General features: G+C 38.4%; 13 protein-coding genes. 6 read left to right on the top strand and 7 right to left on the bottom strand.

The genetic code is table 11. The features are described from left to right. The first annotated feature begins 130 nt into the window (after positions 1-130). Positions 131-895, top strand: coding sequence for a DUF2087 domain-containing protein (locus tag PBV87_RS02875; protein ID WP_271011078.1), 765 nt, complete (start codon positions 131-133; stop codon positions 893-895). 29 nt (positions 896-924) lie between these two features. Here the strand turns inward: PBV87_RS02875 and PBV87_RS02870 are convergent, their stop codons facing one another. Continuing rightward, on the bottom strand, positions 925-1,353 hold the full coding sequence (locus PBV87_RS02870; RefSeq protein ID WP_271011077.1) for a hypothetical protein: 429 nt from the start codon (positions 1,351-1,353) through the stop codon (positions 925-927). Positions 1,354-1,861: 508 nt separating this feature from the next. On the opposite strand from PBV87_RS02870, the gene PBV87_RS02865 reads away from it, so the two are divergent. Further along, positions 1,862-2,062, top strand: coding sequence for a hypothetical protein (locus tag PBV87_RS02865; protein WP_271011076.1), 201 nt, complete (start codon positions 1,862-1,864; stop codon positions 2,060-2,062). 119 nt (positions 2,063-2,181) lie between these two features. On the opposite strand, the gene xdhC is transcribed toward PBV87_RS02865, so the two are convergent. Genes xdhC through ssnA form a run of 6 tightly spaced genes read right to left on the bottom strand, consistent with a single transcriptional unit; the run spans position 2,182 to position 12,865 of the window. Next, the gene (xdhC, locus tag PBV87_RS02860) at positions 2,182-2,670 is read right to left on the bottom strand and encodes a xanthine dehydrogenase subunit XdhC (protein WP_271011075.1); all 489 of its coding nucleotides are present in this window, start codon (positions 2,668-2,670) and stop codon (positions 2,182-2,184) included. After that, positions 2,663-3,553, bottom strand: coding sequence for a xanthine dehydrogenase subunit XdhB (xdhB, locus tag PBV87_RS02855; protein WP_271011074.1), 891 nt, complete (start codon positions 3,551-3,553; stop codon positions 2,663-2,665). Before xdhB ends, xdhC begins: the two co-directional genes overlap by 8 nt. 11 nt (positions 3,554-3,564) lie before the next feature. Next, positions 3,565-5,847, bottom strand: coding sequence for a xanthine dehydrogenase subunit XdhA (gene xdhA, locus PBV87_RS02850; protein ID WP_271011073.1), 2,283 nt, complete (start codon positions 5,845-5,847; stop codon positions 3,565-3,567). Between the two features lie 59 nt (positions 5,848-5,906). Continuing rightward, positions 5,907-8,477 carry a selenium-dependent xanthine dehydrogenase gene (gene xdh, locus PBV87_RS02845; RefSeq protein WP_271011072.1) on the bottom strand — a complete coding sequence of 857 codons (2,571 nt, stop codon included), beginning with the start codon at positions 8,475-8,477 and terminating at the stop codon, positions 5,907-5,909. A 9-nt stretch (positions 8,478-8,486) separates the two neighbouring features. Further along, positions 8,487-11,510: a putative selenate reductase subunit YgfK gene (gene ygfK / locus PBV87_RS02840; RefSeq protein WP_271011071.1), complete on the bottom strand. Its 3,024-nt coding sequence runs from the start codon at positions 11,508-11,510 to the stop codon at positions 8,487-8,489. A gap of 35 nt (positions 11,511-11,545) precedes the next feature. Then, on the bottom strand, positions 11,546-12,865 hold the full coding sequence (gene ssnA, locus PBV87_RS02835; RefSeq protein WP_053985051.1) for a putative aminohydrolase SsnA: 1,320 nt from the start codon (positions 12,863-12,865) through the stop codon (positions 11,546-11,548). A 229-nt stretch (positions 12,866-13,094) separates the two neighbouring features. Here ssnA and PBV87_RS02830 point away from each other — a divergent pair, with 229 nt between their 5' ends. Genes PBV87_RS02830 through ygeW form a run of 4 tightly spaced genes read left to right on the top strand, consistent with a single transcriptional unit; the run spans position 13,095 to position 17,357 of the window. Further along, entirely contained in the window at positions 13,095-13,730 is a 636-nt protein-coding gene (locus tag PBV87_RS02830) for a helix-turn-helix transcriptional regulator (protein ID WP_271011070.1), read from the top strand. 24 nt (positions 13,731-13,754) lie between these two features. After that, complete coding sequence (gene dpaL / locus PBV87_RS02825) at positions 13,755-14,954, top strand: diaminopropionate ammonia-lyase (RefSeq protein WP_053985049.1); 1,200 nt, start codon at positions 13,755-13,757, stop codon at positions 14,952-14,954. Positions 14,955-14,958: 4 nt separating this feature from the next. Then, a complete protein-coding gene (locus PBV87_RS02820) occupies positions 14,959-16,161 on the top strand; it encodes a YgeY family selenium metabolism-linked hydrolase (protein WP_271011069.1) in 1,203 nt (400 codons plus the stop codon). Between the two features lie 2 nt (positions 16,162-16,163). Further along, complete coding sequence (gene ygeW / locus PBV87_RS02815; protein ID WP_053985047.1) at positions 16,164-17,357, top strand: knotted carbamoyltransferase YgeW; 1,194 nt, start codon at positions 16,164-16,166, stop codon at positions 17,355-17,357. Positions 17,358-17,365 lie beyond the last annotated feature (8 nt).

The following is a 17,365-nucleotide window of genomic DNA, read 5'->3' as shown; positions in this document are numbered from 1 at the left end:
TATAAATAAACAAAATGCAAATATGTTTATTTATAACTAGACTAAAACGTAAACGTGATATATAATTAAAATCAGAAAACATTGTAAGTATCTTTAAAATAGATATGAGCTAGGGTAAGGAGATGAAAAAGTGGAAGAAAACAATCAATTGTGGGATGAAGAGATTGATACGATTGTAAAAGGTTATAAAGAAACAAATGAGCACTTTGTTTGTGTTTTATGTGAGCATGTCTTTGAAAAAGGTAGAATCTATAAAATAGATGGGGAACTTTATGATGCATATGGAGCAGTGAAAAAACATATGCAAGCAAAACATGGTGAGACGGTAGACTATCTATTAGGTCGTAAACCTGAACTTATAGGGATTTCTGATATTCAGCAAAGAATTTTAATACTTATGTCTGAAGGGAAAGATGATAAAGCTATTGCAAAGGAAGTAGGGATTGCCCATTCTACAGTACGTAACCATCGCTACAAGCTTAGAGAAAAGGAAAAGCAAGCTAAACTTTTTGTTGCATTGATGCAGTCACTAGAAGAAAAGACCAAGAGATGTATTCAGCAATCAAACAGCGGGATCATTGAGAATTTACATGATACAGCTACGATGATGGATGATCGTTATGCTATTACAGATAGTGAAAGAGAGAAGACGATTAAAGCTTATATGGATGTAAATGGTGCAATCAAGCAGTTCCCAGCCAAAGAAAAGAAAAAGATTATTGTATTAAGAGAAGTAATGAAAAATTTCATAAAAGATAGAGAATATCCAGAGAAAGAAGTGAATAGGATACTTCAACGTATGTATCATGACTATGCAACAATTAGAAGGGCACTTATAGAATATGGATTCCTAGACCGTTCAGATGATTGTCAAACTTATCGTGTAAAAGAATAAAAAATAGGATGCTTTTTGTGAAGGGCATCCTATTTTTGTATACTAGGTAGAACATAGCCATTTTCTAACCACTTATCTAAAGCTTTTTGATTAAAAATATAAGCTGTATCACTTATTTGTAAATAAGGCAATTGAGAAGTAGAATCTTGGATAATTTCTTTGAGTTGGGTTTCAGATACATCTAAATATTTAGCAGCCTCGCCTAAATACATATTCTTAGGATTATTCAATAAAGAAGTTATTCCATGACTGGACTCATTATTTGAAGTAGATGTTGCTTTTTGCAAAGTCTTATTTAATTGATTGAGCTCATTAGCAATCCTATAATCTGTATTGCTATTTGAAACAGGTGCATAAAAGCTCAGATTAGAAAGCCCATCTCTAACCCATAATCCACTCAATAAAATTGCACCAGCTAAAGTGAAAAGAGCAATGGTTAGCCATTTGTCTTTTAGCATATGAATCCTCCTTGAAAATTTAATTATATATTATTTTATATTATAGCATGAAAATAGAGGATGGAATAGTTTAGAGAGAGGTATTGTACTAGGATTAAATGTGAATTGAGTAATCGAATAGGTTATAATTAAATAAATGAAAATAGATAGCTGATAGAGCTATATTAATGTAGGTGGAGGAAATGTTTAGATGAAAGTAAAAATAAGGCTTTTTAAACCTAGTGATGCTGAAGATCTATATAAGATAAATACCGAAGAAATGGGATATGATTTTTAGGCACTTATCTTAGAAGTAGTGGCAATTTCTTGGATAAGTTACTATAGGAAGTCTACATAGCTCTTAAAGCCACATTCAATAGGTATCTCCTTTAATGATGTAGTCTGTGATGAAGCACCTTAATAAGTTATTGTTGTAATATTTAGATTACTAATATACACTTTTAAGTAATCAACTTTATAAGAAATATTTGCTGGAATAAGGATTATTTAGCTGATGATAGAGGCTACTATGCAAAAAAGAAAATGGACCTATGAGGAAAGAAAACAATGGCTTAAAGAGCATAATAAATTATTCTACTGCAATAAAGAAGATACTGCTATTTTCATTAGAAAACAATATGCTCTTGCTTGGACTTTAAATTGGGGAAATCCTTGGTCATATATAATAATGGGCACAATTATTGTTTTAATAGTTATAGTTTGTTTCTAAATTTACATTAGGAATATCAGATTTAAAATAATTAAAGGCAACGGCCTCATTCATATGATGAAGTCGTTGCCTTTTTACTTTTTCTCAAGGTTTATTATGGAAAGGACGTGCTTACCTCTTTATTCTTCACCTACAAATTTATGGGTTTCATTCACAATACGTTCCATAGCATTGAGGATATTATTGTAGCCTGTGCAACGGCAGAGATGACCTGAAATAAGTTTACGAAGCTCATCTCTAGAGTAACGTTTGCCACTTCCTACGATTTCAACAGCACTCATAATCAGTCCTGGTGTACAGAAGCCGCATTGTACAGCTGCTTCATCTACAAAAGCTTGTTGAATAGGGTGGAGGAGGGATTCTTCTTGCTGAAGGCCTTCTACTGTCAAAATAGATTTGCCATCTGCCCATAAAGAAAGATAAATACATGAATCAATAGCTTCGCCATCTACAAGTACTGTACAAGCACCACATTCTCCAACTTCACAACCTTTTTTCACGCTTGTAAGACCTAAACGATTTCTGAGTGTATCTGCAAGAGATTCTCTAACATCTACAGGAACCTCTTGTTCTTTACCATTTACTATGCAGTGAATAACTTTAATCATTGATTTTTCCTCCTCCTAAGTGAATAGCTTCCATAAGTCCTCGGTGACTGAGCTCTTTTACAAGCTGTAAACGGAAATCTTTTGAAGCACGCCATGAGGTACGTGGATTAACTTCTGTAAGTGCAGTTTCGCTAAATAACTCTAGTGTATGTTGATTAAGAGGTTGACCGCAAATAGCTGCTTCAGCATGTGGACAGCGCATTGGAGTAGGGCCTGCTACACCAAAGGCAAGCCTTGCTTCTTCAATGGTTTGTTTGTTTTCATCTAGTTTTACATTGACAGCACAACCTAGTGTTGCAATATCCATGGCATTACGCATAGCGTATTTAATATAGTGTCCATGGAAGCCATCATAATTCTCTTTTTTAATATAAATCCCTGTAAGGAGTTCATTAGAGCTTAAGTCAACTCTGCCTGGGCCTTTATAAAAATCATGAATAGATACGCGGCGACTTAAGTCAGGATAACTCATAATCTCAAGTTCAGCATTGTAGGTGAAAAGAGTAGAAGCGCTATCAGCACTTGTTACACCGTTACAAATATTGCCTCCAATGGTTCCCATATTTCTGATTTGTGGACCACCTACTTGATCCACAGCAAGACCGAGCATAGGGAGATGTTTCTGTATAATAGGATCATAAGTAATATGGCTGAAGGTAGTGGCTGGACGAATGCATATCATCCCTGCGTCATCTATGGTTACACCTTTTAATACTTTGATATCATGAAGACTAATTAAGGATTTACCAGCTAATTTGCCTTCTCTCATTTTAATTAGAACATCGGTCCCGCCAGCTATAAAAACTGCCTCTGGATTGGTATGCTTGCTTTTTACAGCCTCCATAAGTGTGGTGGGTACTTGCATGTTGTCTAAATCGTACATAACATTCCCTCCTAAATAAGCCCGTGAGCTCGGAATTTTTCAAAAAGAATATGTGGATTAAGTGGGATATCATTAACAGCTACACCTGTTGCGTGCAAAAGTGCATTGCGTAGGGCTGGTGCAACGGGGATAGCAGGTGGCTCACCTAAAGATTTATTGCCATAAGGTCCACTTGGATCAACGGTTTCTACAAAGTCAGTCATAAGGTCAGGTGTATCCATACTTGTTGGTAATTTGTAATCCAGTAAGTTTGGATTAAGCGGTTTACCCTTGGCATCAAAGAGAAGTTGTTCACTTAAGCCATAACCAAGTCCCATACTCATACCACCATGAACTTGTGCAGCTGCGAGCTGAGGATTGATAAGTACGCCACTGTCATGAACATTGATAATGTCTAAAACTTTAATTTTAGCAAGCGGCATATCCACTTCAATTTCTACAAAGCATGCCCCAAAGGAAAGGGTGTTATTTTTGCATTGAATTGTTTTTTCAGCAGTAATATGCTGGCAATAATCTAGGCTATAAAAAGCTTCTAATGCCAATGCATCCATACCTATGAGTACTTCATTTGTTGTACGATGAACTATGGCATTATGCTTAATATCTAAGTTACTTGAAGGCAACTTTAAGAAGTAACTGGCATAGGCAATAACTTTTTCTTTAAAGAGGGTAGCGGTCTCCTTAACAGCCATACCACTTACATAAGTTTGTCGTGAAGCATAGGCACCTGTATCAAATGGTGTAATGTCTGTATCTTGCTGAGAGACAATATTAATACGGTCAAGGGTTAAACCAATGGTATCGGCAGCCATTTGGCTAAAGACGGTATCGGCTCCTTGGCCTATTTCAGTAGCACCTAGTTGAATTTGAATTGAACCATCTTGATTTAAGATCATCCTACAACTAGCTGTTTCAAGAGAAATAGGATATACACCTGTCTTATAGCTAAAAATAGCCATACCTACACCACGTCTGATAGGTCCTGTTTGGTTTTGGTAAGCCTTTAGCTTATTATCCCAGTCTATATAATGGCGGCCCTTTTCAATACATTCTTCAAGACCAGAAGAGTGGCATGTGATTCCTAAGAAAGGATCTTTGTAACCCAGTTTCATCATATTTTGCTTTCTGATTTCTATAGGATCTAAATTCAGCTTATAGGCGATATCATCCATTTGTGCTTCAGAAGCAAAGGCTAATTGAGGAATACCGTAACCACGCATTGCACCTCCGGCAGGTAGGTTAGTAAATACGGTATAAGCATCTGCTTTAACGGCTTTTTCAGCTTGATAGATGTGTCTAAAGCCTGTTACAGCGTTGGCAACAATGGCATGCCCATGAGAAGCATAAGCACCTTGGTTAGAAATAGCTTCCATAGAACGACAGACGATACGACCATCTTTTCGAACACCAGATTTAACTTTAAAAGAGATGCTATGTCTTGTTCTTGTACAATGGAAGGTTTCTTCACGAGAAATTTCTAATTTAACACATTTACCCCCTACCTGTGTACACAAGAAAGCGTTGAGTGGTTCGTAAAGTACATCTTGTTTATTTCCAAAACCACCGCCAATATAAGGTTTGATTACACGTATTTTTCCAAAAGGAATACCTAAAGCCTGAGAAATGACACGTCGCATAATATGTGGAATCTGAGTAGAGGAAACAACTGTAATACGGTGATTTTCTTCATAGGCAAAGGATACAGGTGGTTCAATATGACAATGCTGTACAATTTGAGTTGCATATTCATCCTCAAACCAAATCAAATCAGTATCTTTTGCGGCTTCTTTATAGTTGCCCACTTCGTAATTGGTATGTGCCAATATGTTATTAGGATAGGCTGTATGAAGTGGTTGAGTATCAGAGGCTAAGACCTCTTTGGGGTCTAGAATAGGTGGAAGTTCCTCATAAGTTACTTCAATTAGGCTTAAAGCCTTTGTTGCTGCAACTTCATCTTCAGCGATAACAGCAGCAATGTCATCACCATAGTAGCGTACACGCTGATTGAGCAGTAGACGATCGGCTACATCTTGATGCTTAGGATCAGTAGACCATGGATGACCAGCTGTTGGGAAAGGATAGTTTGGGACATCAAAACAGGTAACAATTTTGACAACACCTTTTACTTTTAAAGCTTCATCTATTTCCAGTTTTTTGACCCATCCGTTTGCTATTGTACTATGAAGTACTTTGGCAATAAGAGCATTTCTAGGGCATAAATCATCTGTGTACTTTGCACGTCCTGTCACTTTCTCATAGGCATCCACACGTTTAACACTTTCACCAATACTCATTTTATCCCTCCCTTGTGATTTATAAAAATTATAAGATTTTAGTGCTGTCATATGTAGTTTCAGTGTTTTGTTTTACGTGATGCAGGTGTATAAGGTGTATCAAGTAGTGGGAGCTGTGTACGGAAATTACCGTCTAATACATAATAAGCAAGGGCAACAGCGGGAGCAGTTGGAATAGAGCAAATTTCACCGATACCCTTTGCACCATAAGCTAAAGAAGAGGTACTTTTTTCAATTAATTGAACTTCAATATCTGGTACATTAGGGGATTTAAAGAGACCAAGTGTACCGAATTTTGCAGTTGGAATAGCATGATCTAAAGGATAATCTTCCGTAAGTGCATAACCTAAGCTCATGGTCACACCACCTTCTACTTGACCTTCAGTAGCTTTAGGATTGATGGCACGGCCAACGTCGTGAGCAGCTACAACTTTTTGGAGCATGCCATGTTGATCTAGAACAACCACGTGTGTTGCATAACCATAGGCAATATGACTAATAGGGTTAGGCTTATCAGATCCCATTTTATCAGTAACACCTACATATTCTCCTTCAAAGACTTCACCATCTAATGCTTTAAGAGAATGTTTTTCTAAAGCAGTAGCAAGTTTTAGCGCTGCGAGTCTAGTAGCCTCACCTGTAAATAAAGTTTGACGAGAAGCAGTTGTATTACCTGAGTTAGGTGTACGCATTGTATCAGGTGGATCATGAATGATTTGTGCTGGGTTTAAATGAGTAGTCTCACAAACTATTTGAGTTAAGATCGTACCAAGACCTTGGCCAATACAAGCAGCACTGGTTAGAATATGGACCTGTTCATCTTTGACTTCAAGTTTGCAACGGCCTGTATCTGGGATACCAACACCTAAACCTGCATTTTTCATAGCACATGCAATCCCTACATAAGGATGGGCATCATAGGTAGGTTTAACAGCTTCTAGTGTTTCGACTAAGGCTGTAGAATCGTCTGCAATTTGTCCATTGGGGAGTACTTGACCAGGTCTTATGGCGTTACGATAGCGAATCTCATAAGGGCTAATGCCTACCATTTCAGCTAATTTATTTAAGTTACATTCGGTAGCAAAGCAGCTTTGGGTTACACCAAATCCTCTAAATGCACCGGCTGGTGGATTGTTGGTATAAACAGCATGACCAACAATATCAATATCTTGATAGTTATAAGGACCAGCAGCATGGGTACAGGCACGTTGTAATACAGGTCCCCCTAATGAAGCATACGCGCCAGTATCTGAAATAATAACTGCTTTCATCCCAGTTAAATAACCATTTTCATCACAAGCTGTTGTAAAGTCCATTTCCATTGCATGGCGTTTAGGGTGTACCTTAATACTTTCAGCACGGGTAAGGCTGACTTTGACAGGAGCCTTTGTATGGTAGGCAAGAAGCGCCGCATGATGTTGTACACTCATATCTTCTTTTCCACCAAAGCCACCACCAACGGTTTTACCAATGACACGTACCTTTTCAGGCGGGAGACCAAGCATACTTGCACATTCTGTACGGGTCTGATAAGCGCCCTGATCAGCAGAGTAAATGAGTATACCCTCTTTATCAGGAAGGGCTATGGCTGTTTCAGGTTCTAAGAAAGCATGTTCAGTAAATGGTGTGCTGTAATGGGTGGTTACAACATATTTAGAACTTTGAATGCGGCTTGTGGCATCCCCACGAACCAGCTTTTCAGTTTGTAGAATATTACCGCCTTCATGGATTAAAGGGGCGTTGGGTTGCATAGCTTCAGTAGGGCTTGTGATAGGATCAAGGGGTGTATAGTCTACGTGGATCAGCTTTTTAGCTTGTTCCAAACTTTCCTTTGTCTTTGCAGCAACAAGTGCAAGGGCATCGCCTACATAACGTGTGGTATCACCTTCTTTAATGAGTACATCCCAATCTTTTCTAAGGTGGCCGATAATAGGGTTACCAGGAATATCTTTGGCTGTTAAAATACACACAACACCATCTACTTTAAGCGCCTCTTGGAAATCAATATGATTTACAACCGCACGTGGATAAGCACTGCGAAGGGCGGAGCCATAGAGCATACCAGGGAATGTCATATCATTGACGTACTCTGCACGTCCTAGAATTTTATCTGAGGCATCAATACGGTCAAAGGCTTCACCAACTAGTCCAGAAGGAGAAGAAGAGGGAACCACCGTTTGGTTGCTAAAAAGCTCAGCCGCAAGAAGAATTGCTTTTTCAATCTTTTTATAACCTGTGCAACGACAGATATTATTTTTGATTGTAGCTTTGACTTCAAAAGGCGTAGGAGACAAATTTTTATCAAGAAGAGCTTTAGCTGAGATGACCATGCCAGGAATACAGAAGCCGCATTGAACGGCTCCTGCTTCTAAAAAGGCATAGCGATATACATCTTGTTCACGAGGTGTCAGACCTTCTACAGTTATAATTTCTTTGCCATCAAGTGTACTAAGTTTTGGGATACAGGCTTTTGTAGCTTTACCATCAATAAGAACCATACAGGTTCCACAAGCACCTTCTGAGCAACCATCTTTGACAGAAGTAAGTCCTAAGTCATCTCTTAAGAAGGGCAATAACTTCTTTGTTTGGGTTGTTGTAATGGTCTTGCCATTTACACTAAAAGTAGGCATTTTTTCCTCCTATTTTCCTAGACCTATTAAATAGGTGTAATCCTTCAAAAGCATTGTAAGAAGGGCACGAAGCTTTGGTTCTTTATTCCATGTTTGAAGGTCAATAATTGAATCTTCGCCGTTAAGACGTAAACGTAAACGCTGGGATGCTAGATCTACAACGAAGCAACCTGGATTAGTACTGGATTCGAAATCTTTCAAAGTATTAAAAAGTGTAAATTTTGTAAGATAGGGTGAGCTTTCATAAGGGCAGAAAGCACTACAGTTACCACAAGCATTACACAGTGCATCAAGATGTACAATTTGGGTTTGACCATCAACTTCTAGTGCAAGGTTTGCTCGATTAGGGCAGACATCTACACAACAGCTACATGTTGTATCACATCCTAGGCAACGATTGGCTTCTTGATGCCCCGTCTGAGCTTTTTTTAGAATGCCATAGCAAGAAGAAGTAGGATAAGCGATTGTTGCCATATCTATATTTAGTTCAAGAGAAGGATACGTAAGTTGCTCACGTTGTAAAATGGTATCTGCTACTAGACGTCCATCAGCAATAGCTTTGACGATTGTAGCTGGACCTTGTTTGACATCTCCTGCTATAAAGACGTTAGGTGTCACTTCTAAAGAACTTTCATCGTATTGAACCATTCCACCATCGGTAAGTGGTATTTGGTTTTTAGCAAAGAAGTCTTGATCAATTTGATCACCTATAGCAGAAATAATAGTATCAGCGGCTAATGAGATGACTTCTTCAAGAGGAATAGGGCGCATACGGCCACTGGCATCCGCTTCACCTAATTGCATACGTTGGCAAATCAGTTGATTCTCCTTGTAGTTTTTAGGACTTAGGAGTTCTTCAAAAAGAATACCTTCGCTTATAGCAGCGTCTAATTCTTCTACATCAGCAGGCATATAGGCTTTTGTTCTACGATAAACAATAGTTACTGTTTCTACGCCCGGAACACGTTTAGCTGCTCTTGCGGCATCCATAGCTGTATTACCACCACCAATAACGATGACATGGCGCCCGAGATTGAGTGCACCTTGACTTTCTTTATACTGTCTCAAGAACTCTAGAGAAGGAAGTGGTGTCATACCATTCAATTTTAAAGTGCCAGGGACAGTTGCACCTGTTGCAACAACAATATAGTGATAGCCAGCATCTTTTAGGGACTGGGTAGAATGAACAGTTTTACCTGTTTCAAAAGAAATACCCCATTGATTGATGAAGCATAGGTCACTGTTAATAGCTTTAAGGCTGATTCTAAACTCAGGAATAATATAGCGTACTACACCGCCAAGACTCTTTTCTTTTTCAAAAACAGTAACGTCCATACCTGAACGTGCTAAGAAGTAGGCTGCACTTAGTCCGGCAGGACCACCACCAATAATGGCTACACGATGGTCGCAAAGGTGAGTAGGAGGTGTACCCATAGAAGTCAGAAGAGACATTAATCCATTTTTTGCAGCTTCTAGCTTCATTTCTCGTATGGCAAGAGATTCTTCATAGAAGTTACGTCTACAAGAGCGGGTACAAAGGTGATTACAAAGTGTACCAGTCATAAATGGAAGTGGATTCTTATCTGTAATGACTTGTAAGGCTTCTTCGTATTTTTCAGAAGCAACAAGACGTGTATAAAGCGGAATATCTTGTTCAATAGGGCAGCCTTTTGTACAAGGTGCAATCGTACAGTCTAAAAGTGGGCTTGCATAAGGGAATTTCTTTGGAAGTGTTGGTTTGAGTGGCTTAGTATAGTGAGAGTCTGTGACCATAGTAGAGGTTAATTGACGGAGTGTTTCACAATGAGTAGGTAGAGCGGGTGTGCCAGTTAGGGTGTTTGTTTCTAAAGCTTGGATAAAGGTTTTTGCTATTTGACGGAACCTATTGTAGCCTCCTGGTTTAAGTAATGTAGTTGCACATGTAATAGGATAGAGACCTGCTTTGAAGAGTTCCATTAAGTTAAAGGCATCTGCACCACCAGAAAAAGACATAGGAAGCATGCCTGAAAAGGCCTCACTTAATTTAGTAGCTAAGCTTATACTAAGTGGAAAGAGTGCACGTCCTGATAAGTACATTTCTTCACCTGGTAATTCATTACGTGTAATTTTAACAGGAAAGGTATTGGTAAGTTTGACTCCAAAGGTTAGCCCTAGGTCTTGGGCTAGTTGCTGCATACGACGAATAAGTGGTACAGCTTCATTAAATTGAAGGTCATGGTCAAAATGATGACTGTCAAAATCCATGTATGCATAACCCATTTCGTTAAGCTTCTCACGTACATAGGTATAACCTAAAAGTGTAGGATTACATTTAATAAAGGTATGCACTTGTTTACTTGTAAGTAAATAGGTTGCAATACGCTCAATTTCATCAGGAGGGCAACCGTGAAGTGTAGAAAGTGTAATGGAACGAGAAACATGAGGTGAGATCTGTTCAATATAATCTAAATCAATAGAAGGAAGACAGGCTAGATTATTTTTAGCCCAGTCCATGCAAGTTTTCCAGATTGTAGTATGACTGGCATCTTTTAAACCTTCAATAAAGGCATCAATTTTAGGTGAACGAATGCCTGTTAAGTCATAGCCCACGCTCATATTAAAGATAAAGCCATTTGGGTCACCTAGGTGATAGACTTTTGAAAGGAGCTTGAGTGCAAACCAAGCTTTAATGTATTCGGCTTGTGCCTCTGGTACGGTTAATTCTGTAGACCATTCTACGTTATAAGCTTCATCGCTGGCTAAAATACAAGGTTTAGCGACAGGTAAATCTTCTCCATCTAATGTTTGAACCGTTTTAAGTTCAAAAAATCTAGCACCACCTACATAGGCTGCAATAATATTTTGAGCCAATTGTGTATGAGGTCCTGCAGCAGGTCCAAAAGGCATTTCAAGACTTTCTTCATAAAGTTTAAAAGGGGGTACTGAAACTTTCTCACTGATAGCAATAGGGGTTACGCCCATAATGTGTTTAGGGTCTTTTAATGCCCATTGCATAAGTGCATCAAAGCTTAGGGGTGTCATACGATCATTCATTTTATTCCCTCACATTCTTTTTTGTAATCAATAGATTAAGCACGTGCCCACAAGGCAGCAGCTTTTTCACGAGACTTAGCCATTAGAGCTTCTTCATCAGCAACTAGAATTTCACGATCCTTCATAAGAATTTGTCCTCTTGCAACCGTTGTTGTGACTTGGCGACCTGTAAGGCCAAATAAAATATGGCTCATATAGTTTGTAGCGGTAAGTGGTGTTTGTGGTACATAATCTACAACAATGACATCTGCACTTGCGCCTACTTTTAAGACACCAACTTGTTCATTAAAGAGACGATTTATGATCATCGGATTACCTTTAAAGAGCATATGAGGCATTTCAGTCCAAGCGACAGAAGGATTACAAGTATGATGTTTATGTAAGATATTTGCAACTTTTAAAGATTCAAATAGGTCATTGGTATAACCATCTGTTCCAAGTCCAAGTAAAATGTCCTTATGATAAAGTTCGAGTACAGGTGGACAACCTACAGCATTGCCCATATTACTTTCGGGATTGTGTACGACCATGGTATCAGTAGCTTTTAAGAGGTCCATTTCGCTAGGTGTAATATGAATACAGTGACCACAAATTGTATGTGATCCTAAAATGTTATGGTCATGTAATCTAAAGAGTACACGTTTGCTGTATTTCTTTAAGCTATCATAAACGTCATCCATACCTTCAGCTACATGAATATGATAACCAAATCCATCAGGTATCTGGCTCGCACAGTAATCAAGCGTAGCATCCGAAAGGGTAAAGGAAGCATGAAGCCCCATCATACCTTTTTGTGTTTTTTTATTTTTAGTTGCTTTCATAAAAGCTACATTTTCTTCTACTGCTTCACGCATTTTAGCTGTCCCATCACGATCAGAAACTTCATAACAAAGAGAGGTACGTAAGCCTAATTCTTCTGCTACTTCAGAAATAGCAAAGAGACTTCCTGGTATTTCTCCATAACTTGCGTGATGATCACATACAGTGGTTACCCCATTTTTTATCCCATCTAAATAAGTCCAGTAAGCACTATATCTGGTATCTTCAACCGTTAGTAATCGATCTAGTTTCCACCAGAGTGATTCAAGAATATCTAAAAAATTATGAGGTGTGGGACCACCTAGATTGGCACCACGAGCAAAAGCGCTATAAATATGGTTGTGTGTATTAATAAGACCTGGCATAATCATCCCTTTTTTGGCGTCAATAAAGGAGGCACCAAGGTATTTTGCTTTCAACACTGTGGTCGGACCAATGTCAATAATCGTGTCATTTTGTATGGCAATACATCCATTTTCTAGAAGAGGGCTTGAAGTATCATGAGTAATTAGTGTTCCATTTCCAATAAGTAACATAATATCCTCCTTGAATTTTTCTTGTTACTTTAAAATATGACTGTGGAACAAGACTCATTCCAAAAACTTTTTAAGAACTGCTAAAAATTTTTTAGAAAATTTTCGTATTTCGTTTCTACTCTTGGAAAGTATGCATATATATTTATTAACCAATGTGTGAGACATCATTATGACAACTAAACAGCCAGTCCACTAGGCACATTGAATCCATAAGGTAAGGAGAAAACTTATGCTCAGTGAGATACCTGTAGAATTTCTAGATCGCTTAACCCAAGCATTGGCCAAACAATTTGGAACAGATTGTGAGGTGCTCATCCATGATTTGACCGTAAAGGATAAAGATCATACCGTTAAGTGCATTGAAAATGGTCATGTCACCCATAGAAAAGTAGGAGACGGACCTTCAGAAGTTGTACTGAATGCGCTTCATAATCCGCAAGTAGAAGATGAAGCAGGTTATTGTACTGTAACAGAAGATGGTCGCCTACTTAGGTCAAGTACTATTTACATAAGAAATAAAAGTGGACAAATTGAAGGCATTTTATCCATTAATTATGACCTTTCTAAACTTCAAGTTGCTCAAAATATTTTAGAGGGTTGGATGGGTGGTACATCTCATAAACCTTTAGTACCTCAAAAGATTACAACACGTGTAGAAGATTTATTAGAAGAACTCATTGAACGTTCTATTCAAATCGTGGGTAAGCCGATTACAATGATGAACAAAGAAGATAAAATGCGTGCCATTCAATACTTAGAAGAATCTGGGGCATTTTTAATTACAAAATCAGGTGATAAAGTAGCAGAATGCTTTGGCATTTCTAAATATACGTTATATCACTATATGGATAAGACAAAAACATAATTGCATAGAGAAAGAGAGGATCATATGGAACAGATTAAATGGGTACACAATCAAATGGCAAAGACAGAAGATGAAACACTACCAGTTATGGCAGTAAAAGAGATTGAGAAGGTTCAAAATTTTCATCAAAGTTTTCCTATGTATGAGGTAACGCCTCTTCAAAGTTTACAGCACTTAGCAGGGTACTATGGATTAGGTGGCATTTATGTTAAAGATGAATCTTACCGTTTTGGTTTAAATGCTTTCAAAGTACTAGGTGGTTCAGCAGCGATGGGGAAACATATTGCTAAAGTTTTAGGTAAGGACTTAAGTGAACTCACCTATGATTCTTTTACTTCTGATGACACCAAAAAGCAAGTTGGAGAAATCACCTTCTTTACAGCAACAGATGGTAACCATGGAAGAGGTGTAGCTTGGTCAGCGAACAAACTAGGGCAAAAATCAGTAGTCTTTATGCCAAAAGGCTCACAAGCCATTCGCTTACACAATATTCAAAAAGAAGGTGCAATAGCAACTATAGAAGAAGTAAACTATGATGAATGCGTACGTCTTGCTACAGCAGCAGCCAACAAAACACCTGGTGGTGTCGTCGTACAAGATACAGCTTGGGATGGCTATACTGAAATTCCGGCTTGGATTATGCAAGGATATGGAACTATGGTTAAAGAAGCACTTGATCAACTTGGGAAAAAACCAACCCATGTTTTTGTGCAAGCGGGTGTAGGTTCACTAGCGGGTGCGGTAATAGGCTATGTTGCTAACCGTTATCCTGAAGGTGGTATTACTAATGTTGTGGTCGAAGCTTCAGAAGCAGCCTGCCTTTATAAGTCAGCCAAGGCAGGAGATGGGCAGATACGTATTGTAACAGGAGATATGCCAACCATTATGGCAGGTCTTGCATGTGGTGAACCAAATACCATTTCCTGGGAAATTCTGAAAAATCACACAGATTATTTCGTTTCTTGCCCAGACTGGGTAGCTGCAAAAGGGATGTGTGTACTTGGCGCACCATTAAAAGGAGATCCACAAGTGATTTCTGGTGAATCGGGTGCAGTCCCATTAGGATTTTTAGCAAGTTTAATGGAGGATGAAAATCTTAAGTCACTTAAAGATGAACTCGGTTTAAATGAAGAATCTGTTGTCTTACTCTTCTCAACAGAAGGGGATACAGATCCTGATCATTATAGACATATTGTATGGAATCATCATTTTGAGGAGGAGTAAAAACATGGAAACAAACCGTATTAAAGTATTAGCAGAGCAGTACAAAGAGGCTATGACAGCATTTTTAAGAGACTTAATTGCTATTCCTGGTGAAAGTTGTACAGAAGAATTGGTTATTCATCGTATTGCAAAAGAAATGAAGCAAGTAGGCTTTGATAAAGTGGTCGTTGATCCAATGGGAAATGTATTAGGCTATATGGGTACAGGAGAAAAAATTATTGGTTTTGATGCACATATTGATACGGTAGGCATTGGTGAACGTAGTAACTGGACATTTGATCCTTACTTAGGTTATGAAACAGAAGAAGAGATTGGCGGACGTGGTGCATCTGATCAACTTGGAGGTATTGTTTCATCTGTCTATGGGGCAAAGATTATGAAAGATTTAGACCTTATTCCAGAAGGCTATCAAGTCTTAGTAACTGGGACTGTTCAAGAAGAAGACTGTGATGGTTTATGCTGGCAATACATTATACAAGAAGACAAAGTACGTCCAGAATTTGTAGTTATTACAGAACCTACTGATGGCAATATCTATCGTGGTCAAAGAGGGCGTATGGAAATTCGTGTAGAAGTTAAAGGAATCTCTTGCCACGGTTCTGCACCAGAACGCGGTGATAATGCGATTTATAAAATGGCCGAAATTATCAGTGAAGTGAAAGCACTTAATAATCGTCTTCATACAGATGCTTTCTTAGGGAAAGGGACTCTGACCGTATCACAATCTTTCTATAACTCACCTTCTCGTTGTGCAGTTGCAGATATGAGTGCAATTTCCATTGATAGACGTCTTACAGCTGGTGAAACGTATGAAATGGCTTTAGAAGAAATTCGTAATTTGCCATCTGTTCAAAAATACAATGCACAAGTAACGATGTATACTTATGACTCACCAAGCTGGACTAAGTTAGTGTATCCAACAGATTGCTATTTCCCTGCTTGGGTTGTACCTGAAGAACACCCTGCTACACAAGCTGTTGTAGCTTCATATACAGATTTATACGGCACACCATTTGTAGATAAATGGACCTTCTCAACAAACGGTGTATCTATTATGGGACGTTTTGGTATTCCTTGTGTTGGTTTTGGCCCGGGAAAAGAATGTGAAGCCCATGCGCCAAACGAAAAAACTTGGAAAGCAGATCTTGTTAAATGTGCAGCAGTTTATGCTGAAATTCCATCACTATATGCTAAGGGGGACAAATAATTATGTTTCAATTTGAAGAGGCCATTAAAAAGTTAGAACATCTCCACATTAAAGATATGTATCAAAATGACTTTTTCCTTACTTGGGAAAAAAGCTTTGAAGAACTAGAAGCTGTTTTTACAGTAGCAGACACTTTGCGTTATTTAAGAAGTCAAAATATCTCTACTAAAATCTTTGATAGTGGACTTGGTATTTCACTCTTTAGAGATAATTCTACACGTACACGTTTTAGTTTTGCTTCAGCTTGTAACTTACTTGGATTAGAAGTTCAAGATTTAGATGAAGGCAAGTCACAAATTGCTCATGGTGAAACAGTACGTGAAACGGCTAATATGATTTCCTTTATGGCAGATGTTATTGGTATCCGCGATGATATGTACATTGGAAAAGGTAATACTTACATGCATGAAGTAACGGAGTCTGTAGAAGAGGGCTATAGAAAAGGGATCTTAGAACAACGTCCAACACTTGTGAATCTTCAATGTGACATTGACCATCCGACACAAGCTATGGCAGATATGTTACACATTATTCATGAGTTTGGCGGCATCGAAAACTTAAAAGGTAAGAAAGTTGCCATGACATGGGCTTATTCACCTTCTTATGGTAAACCACTTTCTGTGCCACAAGGTATTGTAGGACTTATGACACGTATGGGTATGGATGTTGTACTTGCCCATCCAGAAGGTTATGAAATTATGAATGATGTAGAAGAATTAGCTGCTAAACAAGCAGAAGCTTCAGGTGGTAGCTTTACAAAAACATACTCTATGGCAGAAGCCTTTAAAGATGCTGATATCGTTTATCCAAAGAGCTGGGCACCTTATCACGCCATGGAAAAACGTACAGATCTTTATGCTAAAGGTGATGCCGAGGGAATTAAAGCACTTGAAAAAGAACTCCTTGCTGAGAATGCAAAACATATGGATTGGGAGTGTACGGAAGAACTAATGGCAACCACTAAAGAGGGTAAAGCACTTTACCTTCACTGTTTACCAGCAGATATTAGTGATGTAAGTTGTGAACATGGGGAAGTAGCTGCTTCTGTGTTTGATCGTTATCGTGACCCACTTTATAAAGAAGCTTCTTATAAACCTTATATTATTGCTGCTATGATCTTCCTCGCTAAAGCACAAGATCCAGCTGCTTTACTTAAAAAGTTATATCAAGAAGGGAAAGAACGTCGCAGGCATTAAAAAGACGT

Source organism: Holtiella tumoricola (assembly GCF_027857615.1).
GTDB classification, from domain to species: Bacteria; Bacillota; Clostridia; order Lachnospirales; family Cellulosilyticaceae; genus Holtiella; species Holtiella tumoricola.
This window is presented reverse-complemented; position numbering and strand designations above follow the sequence as displayed.

What these genes read in the sequence shown, in the direction of transcription:
- PBV87_RS02870 (WP_271011077.1), bottom strand. Translation starts at nt 1,353, where the DNA reads ATGCTAAAAGACAAATGGCTAACCATTGCTCTTTTCACTTTAGCTGGT.
- PBV87_RS02865 (WP_271011076.1), top strand. Translation starts at nt 1,862, where the DNA reads ATGCAAAAAAGAAAATGGACCTATGAGGAAAGAAAACAATGGCTTAAA.
- xdhC (WP_271011075.1), bottom strand. Translation starts at nt 2,670, where the DNA reads ATGATTAAAGTTATTCACTGCATAGTAAATGGTAAAGAACAAGAGGTT.
- xdhB (WP_271011074.1), bottom strand. Translation starts at nt 3,553, where the DNA reads ATGTACGATTTAGACAACATGCAAGTACCCACCACACTTATGGAGGCT.
- xdhA (WP_271011073.1), bottom strand. Translation starts at nt 5,847, where the DNA reads ATGAGTATTGGTGAAAGTGTTAAACGTGTGGATGCCTATGAGAAAGTG.
- xdh (WP_271011072.1), bottom strand. Translation starts at nt 8,477, where the DNA reads ATGCCTACTTTTAGTGTAAATGGCAAGACCATTACAACAACCCAAACA.
- ygfK (WP_271011071.1), bottom strand. Translation starts at nt 11,510, where the DNA reads ATGAATGATCGTATGACACCCCTAAGCTTTGATGCACTTATGCAATGG.
- ssnA (WP_053985051.1), bottom strand. Translation starts at nt 12,865, where the DNA reads ATGTTACTTATTGGAAATGGAACACTAATTACTCATGATACTTCAAGC.
- PBV87_RS02830 (WP_271011070.1), top strand. Translation starts at nt 13,095, where the DNA reads ATGCTCAGTGAGATACCTGTAGAATTTCTAGATCGCTTAACCCAAGCA.
- dpaL (WP_053985049.1), top strand. Translation starts at nt 13,755, where the DNA reads ATGGAACAGATTAAATGGGTACACAATCAAATGGCAAAGACAGAAGAT.
- PBV87_RS02820 (WP_271011069.1), top strand. Translation starts at nt 14,959, where the DNA reads ATGGAAACAAACCGTATTAAAGTATTAGCAGAGCAGTACAAAGAGGCT.
- ygeW (WP_053985047.1), top strand. Translation starts at nt 16,164, where the DNA reads ATGTTTCAATTTGAAGAGGCCATTAAAAAGTTAGAACATCTCCACATT.